Below are 16,264 nucleotides of genomic sequence, written 5' to 3' on the forward strand. Positions count from 1 at the left end.
CCTCAGACCGTTGCCGATTCGTTGACGGGTTCCGTTGCCGCTGCGGCGCCTGCGGCCGCGAGCGGACGGTATTCGTTGGCTTGCGCCCCCGCGATACGCGCCTGCCATGGGTCGGGCAACCCGTCGAGCGAGAACAACAACCGTTCGTACAGTGCGCGACGATTCGCGTCGTCGGCCACAATGCGCTGCTTCACGTAATCGAGTCCGACCCGCGCGAGGTAATGCACGGTACGGTCGAGGTAGTACGCCTCTTCGCGATAGAGTTGCAGGAACGCGCCGGTGTACTCCTTGACCTCGTCGGCCGTCTTCACCTTGACGAGGAACTGCGCGACTTCGGTCTTGATGCCGCCGTTCCCGCCGACATACAGCTCCCATCCCGAATCGACCGCGATCACACCCACGTCCTTGATCCCGGCTTCGGCACAGTTGCGCGGGCAGCCCGACACCGCCAGCTTGACCTTGTGCGGCGACCACATGTTCGCGAGCATCGTCTCCAGATCGATACCCATCTGCGTGCTGTTCTGCGTGCCGAAGCGGCAGAACTCGCTGCCCACGCAGGTCTTCACCGTGCGGATCGACTTGCCGTAGGCGTGTCCCGACGGCATGCCGAGATCGCGCCACACATTCACCAGATCCTCCTTCTTCACGCCCAGCAGATCGATACGCTGGCCGCCCGTCACCTTGACCATCGGAATGTGATACTTGTCCGCCACGTCGGCGATGCGGCGCAGTTCGCCCGGATTCGTCACGCCGCCTTTCATCTGCGGCACGACCGAGAACGTGTTGTCCTTCTGGATATTCGCGTGCACGCGCTCGTTGACGAAGCGGCTTTGCGGATCGTCGACAGCCTCCTTCGGCCACGTGCTCAGCATGTAGTAGTTGAGCGCCGGCCGGCACGTGGCGCACCCGTTGGGCGTGCGCCATTCGAGAAAATCGAAGGCGGCGCGGTGCGTGGTCAGGTGGTGTTCGCGCACGGCACGGCGCACGTCGGCGTGCGAGAGATCCGTGCAGCCGCACACCGCTTTCTCCTTCGGCGCGGCGTCGTAGGTCGAACCCAGCGTGCTCATCAGGATCTGCTCGCACAGCCCCGCGCACGAGCCGCAGGAACTCGCCGCCTTGGTGTGCTTCTTCACTTCGTCGAGCGTGAACAGCCCCTTCTCGGTGATGGCCTTCACGATGGTGCCCTTGCACACGCCGTTGCAGCCGCAGACTTCGTCGGCATCGGACATGGCCGACGCGCGGTTCTGTCCCTGCGTGCCCACGTCGCCCACGCTCGATTCGCCGAACATGATGCGCTCGCGCAATTCGCCCAGCGCCCGCCCTTCACGCAACAGCTTGAAATACCAGGCGCCGTCGGCCGTATCGCCATACAGACACGCACCCACGAGCTTGTCGTCGCGAATCACGAGCTTCTTGTAGACGCCGCTCGCAGGATCGGACAGCACGATCTCTTCGGTGCCGTCGCCGCCGAGGAAGTCGCCGGCCGAGAACAGGTCGATGCCGGTGACCTTGAGCTTGGTGGACATCACCGAGCCGCGATAGCTGCCGATGCCCATCAACGCCAGATGGTTCGCGCACACCTTGGCCTGCTCGAACAGCGGCGCAACCAGCCCATACGCCACGCCGCGATGGCTCACGCACTCGCCCACGGCGTAGATGCGCGGATCGTAGGTCTGCAGCGTGTCGGATACCACGATGCCGCGCGAGCAATACAGCCCCGCCGCTTCAGCCAGCGTGGTATTGGGGCGAATGCCTGCGGCCATCACCACGAGGTCGGCGTCGACGGTATCGCCGTTGCTGAATTGCACGGCGCGCACGTGACCGGCGCCGTCGTCGAGGATCGCCGACGTCTGATGCGCGAGCCGGAACGTCAGGCCGCGCGCTTCGAGCGACTGTTGCAGGAGCCTGCCCGCCGTGCTGTCGAGCTGGCGCTCGAGCAGCGTGTCGGCCAGATGCACGACCGTCACGTCCATGCCGCGCAGCCTCAGACCGTTGGCCGCCTCCAGTCCGAGCAACCCGCCGCCGATCACCACGGCGTGGCGCTTCACGCGCGCCGTCTCGATCATGATCTCGGTGTCGCGAATGTCGCGATAGCTGATCACGCCGTCGAGGTCCTTGCCGGGCACCGGCAGGATGAACGGGCTGGACCCGGTGGCGATCAGCAGCCGGTCGTAGGGGGCCTCGGTGCCGTCGGCACATCGCACCACGCGATGCGGCCGGTCGATCTGCGTGACTTCCTTGCCCAGATGCAGCGTGATCCCCTGGCTCGCGTACCAGTCGAGCGGATTGAGCACGATGTCCGAGAACGACTGCTCTCCCGCGAGTACCGGCGAGAGCAGGATGCGGTTGTAGTTCGGATGCGGCTCGGCCCCGAACACGGTGATGTCGTACTGATGCGGCGCGATCTCGAGCAGCTCTTCGAGCGTGCGAATGCCGGCCATGCCGTTGCCGATGACGACCAGACGAGGTTTGCGCATGCTGTCTTCTCCTGTTGCAGCGCCTGCAGCGCCCGAAAAACAAAACGGCGTCCGACCGTGCCGCAGCACGGAGGGACGCCGTTGTCCTGTGGGTACGTCGCAGGCTGTCCCGCCTGACGTCGCACCGAAATTCCTTGCCCGCGACGCCTTTGCCGCTGGCCTATTCGCTAACGCAACAAGCGTGCCAGCACGCACACGACAAGTCGCCGCGCATTGTGGGACAAGGCGATACAGGAACGTGAAGGAGAAGAAAGCCCGGGAAAGGCCCGCGAACCGGGCCGTCGCTGCTGCACCGCAGCAGTGCACCATAGCGCGGCATAGGCACGCGCGCACCATGAAGAGGCATGACGCGCCGGCCGTGGCCGGCGCGTCAGCCCGACATCAATGCGACATCATCGTTGCGCCGAAGGCGTATGCCCGCTCACATGGGCGCCCGCATCCGACGGCAGACGCCTGCCGTCGAGCAAGGCGAGCAGCGCCAGCGCGGCCATGACGACGAACGTCCAGCGAAACGCGGCGGTACCGTACGGCGCAGCCCCGGCGACTTCCGTGAGCTTGAGCACGAGCGCGCCAACGGCGATGCCCAGGCCGGAAGTCATTTGCTGAAGCGCGGAGAACAGCGTGGTCGCGCCGCTCATATCCTCCGGCGGTACGTCGGCGAACCCCATCGTGGCGAGCGTGGTGAACTGCACCGAGCGGCAGATACCGCCGAAGAGCAGCACGAGCGAGATGATCCACAGCGGCGTCGTGGCGCTGAGCAGCGCGCACAGCGCGAACCCCAGCGCGACGAGCAGGCCGTTGCCGAGCAACACGCCGCGAAAGCCGAACCGGCGCATGATCGGCGTCGTCGCGGGCTTGATGCCGAGGTTGCCCGCGAACAGGGCGAGCATCAGCAAACCGGACGTCACCGCGCTCATGCCGAACGCGACCTGAAACATCAGCGGCAGGAGAAACGGCGCACTGCCGATGGCGATGCGAAACAGCGATCCGCCCCAAACCGTCACGGCGAACGTCTGCACACGTAGCGCGCCGAGATTGATGAGCGGATGCGGCGTGCGCGCAAAATGGCGAACCGACCACGCCATCGCCAGCAGGCCACCGACCAGACAGCCGGTCACGAGCGTCCAGTCAGCCGGCGTGCGGCTCGCAAGTTCCACGCCGAACATCAACGCACTGGCGCCGACGCCGCTCGCGACGAAGCCCGCCAGATCGAACGGTTTGCGTTGCCCGGGGGCAGATTTGACCAGCCACATGGCGGCCGCGAATGCCGCGATCCCCAACGGCACGTTGATGAGGAAGATCCAGTGCCAGCTCCAGGTCGACGAGATAAAACCGCCGAGCGCCGGGCCGAGCACCGGCGCGGCGAGCCCCGGCCAGGTGATCGTGGCGAGCGCGCGCACCAGTTGCGGCTTCGGGGTGTTGCGCAGCACGATGAGACGTCCGACCGGGACCATCATGGCGCCCGCCAGCCCTTGCAACACCCGGCACAGCGTGAACATGTCGAGGCTCGTGCTCATCGCACACAGCACCGACGCCAGGGTGAACAAGGCGATCGCACACGGGAAGACGCGGCGCGGCCCGAGCCGGTCCGCGAGCCAGCCGCTCGCCGGAATGAAGGCCGCAAGTGCGACCAGATACGACGACAGCCCGATGGAGAGCGCCGACGGCGCAACGCCGAAGTCGGTCGCCATCGCGGGCAGCGACGTGGTGATGATGGTCGCGTCGAGGTTCTCCATGAAGAACGTCGACGCGACGAGCAAGGGAAGCGCCGCGCTGCGCACCGATCAGTCCTCCTGCATCAACGCGCGTCCGATGATGAGTTGCTGAATCTGTGTCGTGCCCTCGTACAAGCGCAGCAGGCGCACGTCGCGATAGAAGCGCTCGACCTTGTATTCGTTGATGTAACCGGCGCCGCCGTGCACCTGCACGCCCCGGTCGGCTACGCGGCCCACCATCTCCGTGCAGAACAACTTGGCGCACGAGGCGCGCGTACTGACGTCGGCATCGCGCTTGCCTGCGGGCTTCGCGTCGTAGCGCAGGGCGCAGTCCTGCACCATCGACCATCCGGCGTACAGCTCGGCCTGACTGTCCGCGAGCATCGCCTGCACCAGCTGGAAGTCGCCGATGCGCTGACCGAACTGCTTGCGCTCGCGCGCGTACGCCACCGATTCGTCGAGAATGCGCTGCGCCATGCCGCAAGCGAGCGCCGCCACGTGCAGACGCCCGCGATCGAGCACCTTCATGGCCGTCTTGAAGCCCTTGCCCGCTTCACCGCCGATGATGTTCGCTGCCGGCACACGGGCGCCTTCGAGCACCACGTCGCAAGTCTTCGTGCCGCGCTGCCCCATCTTCTTGTCGGGCTTGCCGAGCGACAGCCCCGGGGTGTCGGCCGGTACGATGAACGCCGAAATGCCGCCCGCGCCCTCCCCGCCGGTGCGCGCCATCAGCGTGAAGGCCCCGGCGCGCGGTGCGTTGGTGATGAAGCGCTTCACGCCGTCGATTACATACGTATCGCCATCGAGCACGGCGCGTGTCTTGAGCGCCGCCGGATCGGACCCGGCATCCGGCTCGGTGAGCGCAAACGACATGATCAGCTCGCCGCTCGCCACGCGCGGCAGCAGATCGCGCTTCTGCGCGTCGGTGCCGTCCATCAGAATGCCTTGCGAGCCGATACCCACGTTCGTGCCGAAGACCGAGCGAAACGCGAGCGACGTCTGCCCGAACTCGTAGGCCACCCGCACTTCCTGCGCCATCGACAGGCCAATGCCGCCGAATTCCTCCGGAATCGACAGCCCGAACAGGCCCATCTCCTTCATTTCGTCGACGAGCGCGGCGGGGACTTCGTCGTGCGCCTCCACATCGTTCTCGGCGGGCACCAGCCGCTCGCGAATGAAGCGTTGCACGGCCGCGAGCAGCAGCTCGAACGATTCGCTATCCAGTCCTTTCGATGTCATCGATCTTCAATCCTTGGTGAAAGCCATGCTGCCGCGCGGAGGGAGGCAAACGTGCCGCCGGTCACGCCCCCGCCTGCAGCATCTCGCGCAACTTGAATTTCTGTATCTTACCCGTGGGCGTGGTCGGCAGCGCGTCGCGCACTTCGAGACGCTCGGGCCAGTACTGTCGCGCCACCTTGTGCGACGCCAGAAAGCCGGTGATCGCCGGAAGGTCGATGGACTGCCCGGGGCGCGGCACGACGACGGCACACGCGCGCTCGCCGAGCCGCTCGTCGGGATAAGCGACGATGGCGACCGTCGCCACCGACGGGTGCCGGTACAGCAGCGCCTCGATCTCCACGACAGGAATGTTCTCGCCGCCCCGGATGATCACGTCCTTGCTGCGTCCGGCGATGCGCACGTAGCCGGTGGCGTCGAGCCAGGCCATGTCGCCGGTGTCGAACCAGCCGTCGGCGTCGGTGCCGTTCCATTGTGCGCGCTTGAGATAGCCGCCGAAGTTCGAGCAAGCGCGCACGAACAGACGACCCGTCTCGCCTTGCGGCAAGTCCTGCCCTTGCGCGTCGACCACGCGAAGCTCCACGCCCGGCAGGGGGCAGCCGTCGGTGGTGGACGCGCGCACGTCGTCGTCTTCCAGACGCGTGAGCGTGACCGCGCCGTTCTCGGTCATCCCCCACGCCGACACGATCTTGGCGCCGAGCACCTTGCGCGCCTGCTCCACGACAGGCCCGGGGATCGGCGCACCGGCACAGAGAAACGCGCGCAGGGTCGGCACCGTTTCGCCGCCGGCCGCCACGGCCTTCGTGAGGTCGGCAAGAAACGGCGTGGACGCCATCGTGAACGTCACGCCATACGTCCGGATCAGCCGCACCGCGTTGGCCGGGTCCCAGACATCGAGCATGACGGCACTCGCCCCGAGCAGGATCGGCATCATCAGCCCGTACATGAAGCCGGTCTGATGCGCGAGCGGCGAGCCCATCAGAATGACGTCGTCGCGGCCGAGCCGCATGCGCTGCGCATAGGCCTCGATGTTGGAGAAGGTGGTGTTGGCGCTGTGCATCACGCCCTTCGGCTCGCCCGTGGTGCCCGACGTGTACATCAACTGCATGACGTCATCCGGGCGCGCCCTCGCGGCCAGCATCTGCGCGCACTCGGCCTCCGTCGCTGCCGGCTCCCCCGCCATGAGCACCGCGTCGAAGCTATCGCCCGACGCTGTCTCGCCGCCCACGACGATCACGTGCGCGAGCGCCGGCAATTCGCGTTGCAGTTCCCGCGCCATCGCGGCGTGGTCGAAACCACGGAATGTCTGCGGCACGATGAAGACCTTCGCCTCCCCATGACGCAACATGAACGACAACTCCCGTTCGCGGAAGATGTGCATGAGCGGATTGAGGACCGCACCGATGCGCGCACACGCCAGATACGTCACGGCGAACGGCCAGCCGTTGGGCAACTGGCAGGCGACGACATCGCCGCGCCCGACGCCTCGGCGCAACAGCCCCAGCGCGAGGCGCTCGGCGGCGTCGGCGAGTGCAGCGTAAGTCAGTTGCGTGGTGTCGCCGGTGGCCGTCGACACGGCAGTCAGCGCGATCTTGTCCGGCGACGCGGCCAGCGCGGCATCGAGCGCGTCGTTGATCGTACGTTCGGGCCACCAGCCGCGTGCCACGCTGTGCTCGCGTCTCGGGGGAAGCAACACCGCATCGAATTCCATCGCATCGTCTCCTGTGCTGTCGCAGTTCTCGCGTTGTTATGGTCTTGCGTCTTGCATCCTGCTGCTTGCTTGCGGCGGCGCCCCTGTCAGACGGGAACCGCCTGCCTGCCCGCCCGTGTGCGCGCGATGATCGTCTTCATGATCTGTGCGGTGCCGTCGCCGATCTGGAAACCCAGCACGTCGCGCAGGCGCTGTTCCATCACACCCCGGTCATAGCCGCCGTGGCCGAACATCAAGAGGCACTGATGGATGACGTCGTACGCCAGCTTCGGCCCCCACCACTTGCACATCGCCGCCTCGGCACTGTGAGGCAAGCCGCGATCCTTGAGCCAGAGCGTTTGCAAACAAAGCAAACGGGCGGCCTCGACCTGCGTGTCGAAGTCGGCCAACGGGTGCGATACCCCCTGGAACGCCGACAACGGTTTGCCGAACGCTTCACGCTGGGCCACGTATTCCCATGTCTCGTCGAGCGAGGCACGCGCGACGGCAAGCACTTGCAAGCCGATGAGCGCGCGCGAGAAATCGAAGCCCTGCATGACCTGCACGAAGCCCTCGCCCGGCGCGCCGAGGACATGGTCGGTCGGAATCTTCACGTTCTCGAAAAAGAGCGAGCCGCGTCCGATGGCACGCTGCCCGTGGCAGTCGAAGCGTTGTCGCGTGATACCGGGAAGATCGAGTGGCACGAGAAACGCGGAGATGCCGCGTGCGCCCGACGCCACCTCGCCCGTACGTGCAAATACGACGGCGGCGTCGGCCTGATCGGCAGCGGAGATCGACGTCTTCTCTCCATTGAGCACGTAGTGCGTGCCGTCGAAGTCCGCGCGCATGCGCAGGTTGGCGGCATCGGAGCCGCCGCGTGGCTCCGTGAGGGCGATGGCCAGCAACGTCTCGCCGCGCGTGAGCTTGTGCAGCCACGGCGTGACGACGTCCGGCTGCCCGTGCTCGGCCAGAATCTGACCGTTGAGCGACGCCAGCAGATTGATGTACGAGAGGCTCAGGTCGGCGCGTGCAATGGCTTCATGAATCACACCGGCCGCGAGCCGACCCATGCCCTGCCCGCCACAGGCTTCGGGCAGTTCCGGGGCGATGAGTCCCAACTCGCCCATCTCGCGCATGATGGTGCGGTCGAGCACGCGCGTCTTGTCGCGTTCCAGAAAGCCGGGCGCAACGCGATCCTGCGCGAATCGCTGCGTGTGCTCGGCCAACGCGACGAGGTCGTCGTCGAGATACGGATTGTGCATCGCGTCTGCCTCGCTTACTTGGCGTATTTACGGAACTCGGGCTTGCGCTTTTCCTGGAAGGCGCGCACACCTTCACGCGATTCCTCCGTCTCGTAATAGAGCTTGAGCGCGTACATGCCCATGCCCGCGATGCCCGCCTGCTGCGCCGTATCCATATTGAACGAGCGCTTGGCGATCGCGATCGCCGTCGGGCTGCGTTCCAGAATCTCGTCGCACCACTTCTGCACTTCGGCGTCGAGCTGGTCGTGCGGCACGACCGTGTTCACGAGCCCCATCGCGAGCGCCTCGTTGGCCGGATAACGGCGGCACAGGTACCAGATCTCGCGCGCCTTCTTTTCGCCGACGACGCGCGCAAGGAAAGCCGTGCCGAAACCAGGGTCGACCGAACCGACCTTCGGGCCGACCTGTCCGAAGACGGCCTTCTCCGAAGCGATCGTGAAATCGCACAGCGTGCAGATCACGTTGCCGCCACCGATCGCATAGCCCTGCACCCGCGCGATCACTGGCTTGGGCACGTCGCGAATGGCGTTGTGCAGTTCTTCCATCGGAAGGCCAATGGTGCCGCGTCCGTCGTACTGCCCTTCGTGGGCCGACTGGTCGCCGCCCGTGCAAAACGCCTTCTCGCCCGCTCCCGCCAGCACGATGCTCGCGATTTCGCGGTCGTACCCCGCCTTGTTGATGGCGTGAATCAGTTCGTCGCAGGTGCGCCCGCGAAATGCGTTCATCTTCTCGGGACGGTTGATCGTGATCCAGGCCGCGCCGTTGCGCACTTCATACAGGATGTCTTCGTACTGCATCGTCTGGCTCCTTGCCGCGGCCGGCCTTGGCGCGCGGCGAACGTGATGTCGATGGAATCGGATGTATCTGTGGAAGTCGGGAAAACAGGGGACGCGGGAGGTCAGCCGCTCATCGTCAGGCCGCCCGACACGCTCAGCACCTGGCCCGTGATGAACGCCGCGTCGTCGCTCGCGAAGAACGCGATGGCCCCCGGCAAATCCGTCGGCTGACCGATGCGCCCGAGCGGAATCGCCTTGGTGAACGCCTCCACCAGCTTCTCCGGATTGCCCGCGCCTTCCTTGTAATCCGCGAACAGCGCCGTGTCGGTCGGGCCCGGACACACGACGTTCACGGTGATGCCATGCCGCGCATGTTCACGGGCCAGCGTTTTCGAAAACGCGACGAGTCCGCCCTTGCATGCGGCATAGACCGCCTCGCCGGACGAGCCGACGCGCGCGGCATCGGAGGCGATGTTCACGATGCGTCCGCCGCGACGCGCCACCATGTCCGGCAGTACCGCGTGATGCATATGCAGCGCACCCACGAGGTTGATGGCGATCAGTCGCTCCCACTCTGCCGGGGTCGTCTTCGTGAACGGCTTGAAGATGTCCCATCCGGCGTTGTTCACGAGCACGTCGATCGGGCCAAGCGCCGCCGACGCGGCAGCAATGGCCGCATCGACCTGCTCACGCACGGTGATGTCGCAGGCGAAGGCTTGCGCCCGTCCGCCCGCCGCCACGATGTCGCCTGCCACGCGCTCGGCCGCCGCCAGATCGCGGTCGAACACCGCCACCGCCGCGCCCTCGCTCCCCAGACGGCGGCACGTCGCCCCGCCAATCCCGCCCCCGCCGCCCGTCACGATGACGGTCTTGCCTTCGAACCGCTGCATGTCTCGCCTCCAGAGTGCTGGTGCGGCACGGTATCCTTGCTCACCTCGCAGAATTCCGCCCCACCGATCAATTTACGTCAACATATTGACGTATACTAGACACGACATCGACGATGCGCAAGCGCGCGACGGCAGAGAAATCGATATGGAAAACCCTAAGAATAATTTGGAAATTACGCGAATGGAGTTGGCCAACCGGGTGTTTTTCCGGTTATATCAATGCGCCAATATGTTGCACAAAACCGGTACGCGTGCGGTAGAAAGTCTCGGGCTGACGACCCAGCAATGGGCCGTACTCGGCGCGCTGTCGCGCCCGGAAGTGCCGGACGGCATGAGCGTGGGCGATCTCGCCCGCTATCTGATGGTCAGCCGCCAGAACCTGTCGGGACTGATCGGCCGGATGGAGCGCGACGGGCACATCGTGAGCGCGCCCGACGGACGCGACCGCCGCTCCCGGCGCATCACCATGACCGAGCGCGGTCATGAGGTCTGGCACCGCGAGGCCGTGCCACGCATCCACGGCTATTACGGTCAGGCGCTCGCCGACTTCTCTACCGGCGACATCACACATACGCTGCACTACCTGCTCAAACTGCTCGAGAACATGAAGCAGATCGACTCGGCATCGGGCGCGTTGCCGGAGGCGAACGACGACCACCAGGATTAACGTCACGCATTCGGATTTCGGGACGCCCGAGACCCGATTTCAAAAATAAAACAGGCGGGCCTGGTCGAAACGGCCCGCCAAAATCCCCTCCCGCGCAACTCCATACTCCCAGCAAATCCAATACCAGCAATGGTTTCCGGCGACTCCGCCATCTGGCGCAATGCCGTATTAACTAGCATCCTAATTATTAGTTAACATATAATCTTTCTTCATGACCTCCCTAGAATCGCTCCGATTTGTCTTCACCAGCCACCTGTTGCTGGCAGGCAAACAGTGGCGCCAGTTATCGCAGGGCGCGATCGTCGAATACGGCATTTCCGCGGCGAGCGCAGGCCCCCTGCTCTTCATCCGCCGCCTTGGCCAGGGGGTGCGTCAGGTCGAACTCGCCGAATACGTCGGGCTCGAAGGCGCCTCTCTGGTACGACTGCTCGATCAGTTGTGCGCGGCCGGACTCGTGCTGCGCGAAGTGGATGCCAGCGACCGGCGCGCCAACGCGCTGCGGTTGACGGAGGCCGGCGAAGCGCTCGCCGAAAAACTCGAAGTCGAACTCAGTCAGTTGCGCGCGAAGGTGTTTTCGGACATCCCGCGCGAGGATTTCGATGCGGTGTTGCGCGTGTTCGAAGCTCTCTCCAGCGCGGCGGGCCCCGACGGGGCCATTCTCGCGATGGCGCCTCCCAAGAAGTGAATCGTGCTCAATTGGCCCTCCTCACGCGACTGGATCTTCTCCATCAAGGCGTTCTGCGCCTCGATGCTGGCGCTCTACATCGCGCTCGCTCTGGGATTGCCGCGCCCGTACTGGGCAATGGCCACGGTCTATATCGTGTCGCATCCGCTGACGGGCGCCACGCGCTCCAAGGCGCTCTACCGGGTGCTCGGCACCTTGCTCGGCGCTGCGGCGTCGATCGCGTTCGTCCCCGCGCTCGTCAATACCCCTGAATTGCTGATGGCCGCGGTCGGGTTGTGGACCGGCACGCTGCTCTATATCTCGCTGCTGCACCGCTCGCCGCGCAGTTATGTGTTTCTGCTCGCGTCGTACACGCTGCCGCTGATCGCCCTGCCTGCGGTGAGTACCCCCGCCGGGGTTTTCGACATCGCCATTGCGCGCGCCGAGGAAATCATTCTCGGGATCGTGTGCGCGAGCGTGGTCGGCGCGGTGGTGCTGCCCACGAGCGTGGCGAAGGTGCTGCACGACCGCTCCGCACGCTGGCTCACCGACGCAGCGCGCTGGACCATCGACATGCTGTCGGCCGACCCGGAAGGCAAGGCCACGCGCCACATGAGCCGTCACCGCATGGCGGCCGACATTCTGGCGCTCGACCAGTTGATCAGCCAGTTGTCCTACGACGCCGACAAGTCCGATCGCGTGCGTGAAGCACAGGAACTGCGCGGGCGCATGACGATGATGATGCCGGTGCTCTCGACCGTAGCGTCGCTCGTGCATGCCCTGCGCCAGCACCCGCAGGGGGCGCCCGAAGCCCTCGAAGCCAAGATGGCCGACGTGGTCGCGTGGCTGCGCCGCGGTGCACCGTCGCCCGCGCCCGAGCACTTGCTGAGTCCGCCACAGGCGGCCGGCGAAGCGTCGGATTGGTACGGCGCGCTCGTGGCCGCCACGGAAGACCGTCTGCGCTCGCTCGTCCAGCTCTGGCAGGATTGCGCGACGCTGCAACGCCGCTTCGGCCAGGGCGAGGATCAGGCCACCGAGTCCGAATGGACACCCGCCTTCCAACACTGGGAGCTCGGCGGGGCCCGCCACTACGATCACGGCCTGCTGCTTTTCTCAACCGTTTCCGCTGCGCTTTGCACGTTCCTCATGGGCATGGTGTGGATCTACACCGGCTGGAACGATGGGGCTGCGGCCGTCTCGCTCGGCGCCGTCGCCTGCTGCTTCTTTGCCGCAATGGACGAACCCGCCCCCTTCATTCGCTCGTTCTTCTGGGCGACGGCCGTGTGCGTGGTGCTGGCTGCCGTGTACGTCTTCTTCATCCTGACGAACGCGCATGACTTCGGTCTGCTCGTTGCGCTCTTTGCCGTGCCGTTCGTGTTGCTCGGGACACTGATTCCGCAGCCGCGCTTCACGATGGTGGCCATGCTCGTGGCGGTGAACACGGCGACTTTCGTGGGGATTCAGGGCGGCTACAACGCCGACTTCCAGGGCTTCCTGAACAACAACATCGCCGGTCTGGCCGGTGTGCTGTTCGCGCTGGTCTGGACCTTGCAGACACGCCCGTTCGGCACGCGCGTTGCCATGCGCCGCCTGATTCGCTCGAGCTGGCGCGACATCGCGAGAAACGCCGTGGGCCGCACCGTGGCCGAACATGGCCGACTGCGTGCTCGTTTGCTCGACCGCCTCGGACAACTCGTGCCGCGTCTGGCCGCGAGCGAAAGCGAAACGTCGAGCGACGGCTTTACCGAAGTGCGCGTGGAACTCTCCGCGCTGGCGTTGCAGCGCGAGCTGCCGCATCTGAATCCAACGCAGCGCGATGCCGTGCAGGCCGTGCTCACCGACGTGGCGCGCTTCTATCAGGCGCGACTCGACGATCTCGTGAGCGAGCCCGACGCCACGCTGCGCGACAAACTGCTGGGCGCCGTGCGCTCGTTGGTGGCCCATAGCGATCAGGCCTCGCGCAGCGCGCGCGCCTCGCTCATGGACATCCACGTGGCCCTGTACCCGGCCCCTCGTTTAGGGAGTGCCCAATGAGCGGAGAAATCGACATCTACGGCGTGTTCGTGCCGACGCTGCTTGCCCTGATGGTCGTGGCATTCGTGCTGACCGGTGCGCTGCGCTTCCTGCTCGCGCGAATCGGCTTCTACCGGCTCGTCTGGCACCGTTCGTTATTCAATCTTGCTGTCTACATCATCGCGCTGGGTGGCATCGTCGTCATCGCGCGCGCCTGTCAATCATGAAACTGAAACTTCGCTCTCTCGGCCCCGTCGTTCTGACGCTCGCGGTTTCCTGCGTCGCGATCTTCGTGCTGCTGCACCTCTGGGACTACTACACCGTGGCACCATGGACACGTGACGGCCGCATTCGCGCCGACATCGTCCAGATCGCCCCCGACGTCTCCGGCCTCATTACCGACGTCCAGGTCAAGGACAACCAGCGCGTGCATCGCGGCGACCTGCTGTTCGTCATCGACCGCGACCGCTATACGCTTGCGCTCAAGCAATCGGAAGCGAACGTGGCCGCGCTGCGTGCCACGCTCGCGCAGGCGCGTCGCGAAAATGCGCGCAATCGTCAGTTGACGGAAGTGGTCGCCAAGGAAGTCGTGGAAGCCGGTCAGGCCAAGGTCGAATCGGGCGAAGCCGCCGTGGCACAAGCCGATGCGGCCGTGCGTCTGGCCAAGCTCAACCTCGAACGCACCCGCGTCGTTGCGCCAACCGACGGATATCTGAACGATCGCGTGCCGCGCGTGGGCGACTACGTCACCACCGGCCGCCCGGTGCTGTCGATGGTCGACGCCAACTCGCTGCATGTGGAAGGCTACTTCGAAGAAACCAAGATGGGTGGCATCCACGTGGGCGACCGCGTGGAAATCCGGTTGATGGGCGAACGTCAGGTGCTGCACGGTCATGTGCAGAGCATCGTCGCCGGTATCGAGGACCGTGACCGCACGAGCGGCGCGTCGATGCTGCCGAACATCAATCCGACCTTCAACTGGGTGCGTCTCGCACAGCGCATCCCGGTGCGCGTCGCGCTCGACGACGTGCCCGAGGACATGCGCCTCGTGGCAGGCCGCACCGCTACGGTGACCGTGGTGGAAAGCCAGCAGGGCAAGCCGGGGCCGTCGTCTCCGAGGCTGGCCCCGTCGACACCGGGAGCCCGGCAATGAAAACGAGATTACTGTTGATGAGCGCCGTGGCAGCCGCTGCCGCGCTCGTGGCCGGTTGCACCACGGTCGGCCCCGACTACCACCTGCCGGCGCAATCGGTGATGCGTTCGCCCGAAGCGAACGGCCCGATCGCGAACGGCACGCAGCATGCCGTGTCCATCGAAGCGGTGCCCGACGACTGGTGGCAGTTGTATGACGACCCCAAGCTCGACGCGCTCGTGAAGGAAGCCCTTGCGGCCAACACGAACGTTCGCGTGGCGCTCGCGAATGTGCGGCGCGCCGTGGCGATGTATCACGAAGTCGAGTCGGAGAATCTGCCGCAGGGCGGCGTGGAAGCCAACGTGGCCCGCGCGCAGCTCTCCGGTGAAAGTTTCCTGCAGGAAGAAAAGCTGCCGGTGATCAATCTGGCCGCCGCCGCGCTGTCCATCTCCTATCAGATCGATTTCTTCGGCAAGCTGGCACGCGCAGACGAAGCGGCGCTGGCCGCTGCCGAAGCCAGTCAGGCTGCGCTGGACGTGGCCCGCGTGAGCGTGGCGGCCGAAACCGTGCGCGCCTACGTGCAAAGCTGTGCGGCCAATCACGAATACGACATCGCCAACGAGCAACTGAAGCTTCAGGAAAAGAGTGTGACGATCACGCGCAAGCTGGTCGACGCGGGACGCGACCAGCCGACCGATCTTCTGCGCGCGCAAGCGCAGGCCGACACGTTGCGTGCCGCCCTGCCGCACTTCCAGGCGCAGCATGAAGCGGCGACCTATCGGCTCGCCGTGATGCTCGGCAAGGTGCCCGGCACGCTCGACGCGAGCGCCGCACAATGTCGTCGCATCCCGCAATTGAGCCAGCCGTTGCCCGTCGGCGACGGTACGGCGCTGCTCAAGCGCCGCCCCGACGTGCGTCAGGCCGAGCGTGAACTGGCCTCCGCCACGGCGAAGATCGGTGTGGCGACGGCGGATCTGTATCCGTCGATCCGCATCGGCGCGTCGGTCGGTGCGAGCGGCATGCTCGAGCACTTCGGACAGGGTCGCACGGAACAATGGTCCATCGGACCGATGATCACGTGGTCGCTGCCGACCAATGGGGTGCGCGCGCACATCAAGGGCATGGAAGCCGGCGCCGATGCCGCCCTCGCCCACTTCGACGGCGTGGTCCTCAAGGCACTGCAGGAAACGCAGACGTCGCTGTCTGCCTACACCCGCGAACTTGAACGCGACGACGCCTTGCGCGACGCCCGCGACAAGTCGCGCGCCGCCGCCGATCAGAACCACAGGCTCTATCAGGCCGGTCGTGCCCCCTATCTCACGAGCCTCGATGCCGAGCGCACACACGCGAGCGCGGAAGCCGCATTGGCGGCCTCGCAGACGCAGGTGGCAATGGATCAGGTGAATCTGTTCCTGGCGTTGGGTGGCGGCTGGCAATCGAGCGCCAAGGCCGGTAACAACGAGAGCGCCAGGGAAGGCGCGACGCAACAGGCTAACGCCCGCTAGGGCATCCGGTCGGCCCGGGGGCAACCCGGGTCGGGCCGGGCGGCCGTACGGCAAAGCAGCCATACGGTCATTTCGTCGCAAAAGCCCCACGCCAGAAACACACAAGCCCCGTCGGGAACGAATTCTCGGGCGGGGCTGTGGTCGGTGACGCGGTACGGCGTCAATTTGAACTGGAGTCGCGCGGCTCGGGCGAAACTCGTTGGCGAGTCGGGCGGGCCGTCGGCGAATCCAGGAACT

Annotated in this window: 13 protein-coding genes; 6 read left to right on the forward strand and 7 right to left on the reverse strand. The window is 65.7% G+C overall.

Going from position 1 to position 16,264, the window contains the following annotated elements; translation table 11 throughout:
• Positions 1-2: 2 nt before the first annotated feature.
• The 7 genes from nirB to badH form a co-directional block, all read right to left on the reverse strand.
• Positions 3-2,477, reverse strand: coding sequence for a nitrite reductase large subunit NirB (gene nirB / locus ABWO90_RS10590; protein ID WP_353191185.1), 2,475 nt, complete (start codon positions 2,475-2,477; stop codon positions 3-5).
• Between the two features lie 392 nt (positions 2,478-2,869).
• Positions 2,870-4,258: an MFS transporter gene (locus ABWO90_RS10595; RefSeq protein WP_353191186.1), complete on the reverse strand. Its 1,389-nt coding sequence runs from the start codon at positions 4,256-4,258 to the stop codon at positions 2,870-2,872.
• A gap of 3 nt (positions 4,259-4,261) precedes the next feature.
• Positions 4,262-5,431, reverse strand: coding sequence for an acyl-CoA dehydrogenase family protein (locus ABWO90_RS10600; protein ID WP_353191187.1), 1,170 nt, complete (start codon positions 5,429-5,431; stop codon positions 4,262-4,264).
• A gap of 61 nt (positions 5,432-5,492) precedes the next feature.
• Positions 5,493-7,139 (reverse strand): cyclohexanecarboxylate-CoA ligase, encoded by a 1,647-nt coding sequence (gene aliA / locus ABWO90_RS10605; protein ID WP_353191188.1) that lies wholly within the window; start codon positions 7,137-7,139, stop codon positions 5,493-5,495.
• A gap of 86 nt (positions 7,140-7,225) precedes the next feature.
• Positions 7,226-8,380, reverse strand: a complete 1,155-nt coding sequence (gene aliB / locus ABWO90_RS10610) for a cyclohexanecarboxyl-CoA dehydrogenase (RefSeq protein ID WP_353191189.1) — start codon at positions 8,378-8,380, stop codon at positions 7,226-7,228.
• Positions 8,381-8,394: 14 nt separating this feature from the next.
• The gene (gene badI / locus ABWO90_RS10615) at positions 8,395-9,177 is read right to left on the reverse strand and encodes a 2-ketocyclohexanecarboxyl-CoA hydrolase (RefSeq protein WP_353191190.1); all 783 of its coding nucleotides are present in this window, start codon (positions 9,175-9,177) and stop codon (positions 8,395-8,397) included.
• A gap of 101 nt (positions 9,178-9,278) precedes the next feature.
• Positions 9,279-10,046: a 2-hydroxycyclohexanecarboxyl-CoA dehydrogenase gene (badH, locus tag ABWO90_RS10620; RefSeq protein ID WP_353191191.1), complete on the reverse strand. Its 768-nt coding sequence runs from the start codon at positions 10,044-10,046 to the stop codon at positions 9,279-9,281.
• Between the two features lie 145 nt (positions 10,047-10,191).
• On the opposite strand from badH, the gene ABWO90_RS10625 reads away from it, so the two are divergent.
• From ABWO90_RS10625 to ABWO90_RS10650, 6 genes are all read left to right on the forward strand, one after another.
• Positions 10,192-10,713 (forward strand): MarR family winged helix-turn-helix transcriptional regulator, encoded by a 522-nt coding sequence (locus ABWO90_RS10625; RefSeq protein ID WP_353191192.1) that lies wholly within the window; start codon positions 10,192-10,194, stop codon positions 10,711-10,713.
• A 211-nt stretch (positions 10,714-10,924) separates the two neighbouring features.
• A complete protein-coding gene (locus tag ABWO90_RS10630; protein WP_353191193.1) occupies positions 10,925-11,398 on the forward strand; it encodes a MarR family winged helix-turn-helix transcriptional regulator in 474 nt (157 codons plus the stop codon).
• 3 nt (positions 11,399-11,401) lie between these two features.
• A complete protein-coding gene (locus ABWO90_RS10635) occupies positions 11,402-13,411 on the forward strand; it encodes an FUSC family protein (RefSeq protein WP_353191194.1) in 2,010 nt (669 codons plus the stop codon).
• On the forward strand, positions 13,408-13,617 hold the full coding sequence (locus ABWO90_RS10640; RefSeq protein ID WP_353191195.1) for a DUF1656 domain-containing protein: 210 nt from the start codon (positions 13,408-13,410) through the stop codon (positions 13,615-13,617). Before ABWO90_RS10635 ends, ABWO90_RS10640 begins: the two co-directional genes overlap by 4 nt.
• On the forward strand, positions 13,614-14,543 hold the full coding sequence (locus tag ABWO90_RS10645; protein ID WP_353191196.1) for an efflux RND transporter periplasmic adaptor subunit: 930 nt from the start codon (positions 13,614-13,616) through the stop codon (positions 14,541-14,543). The genes ABWO90_RS10640 and ABWO90_RS10645 overlap by 4 nt, the downstream gene beginning before the upstream one ends.
• Positions 14,540-16,027, forward strand: coding sequence for an efflux transporter outer membrane subunit (locus tag ABWO90_RS10650; RefSeq protein ID WP_353191197.1), 1,488 nt, complete (start codon positions 14,540-14,542; stop codon positions 16,025-16,027). Before ABWO90_RS10645 ends, ABWO90_RS10650 begins: the two co-directional genes overlap by 4 nt.
• Positions 16,028-16,264: the final 237 nt, after the last annotated feature.

The sequence above is a fragment of the Pandoraea pnomenusa genome, assembly GCF_040391475.1.
Taxonomy (GTDB): domain Bacteria; phylum Pseudomonadota; class Gammaproteobacteria; order Burkholderiales; family Burkholderiaceae; genus Pandoraea; species Pandoraea pnomenusa_C.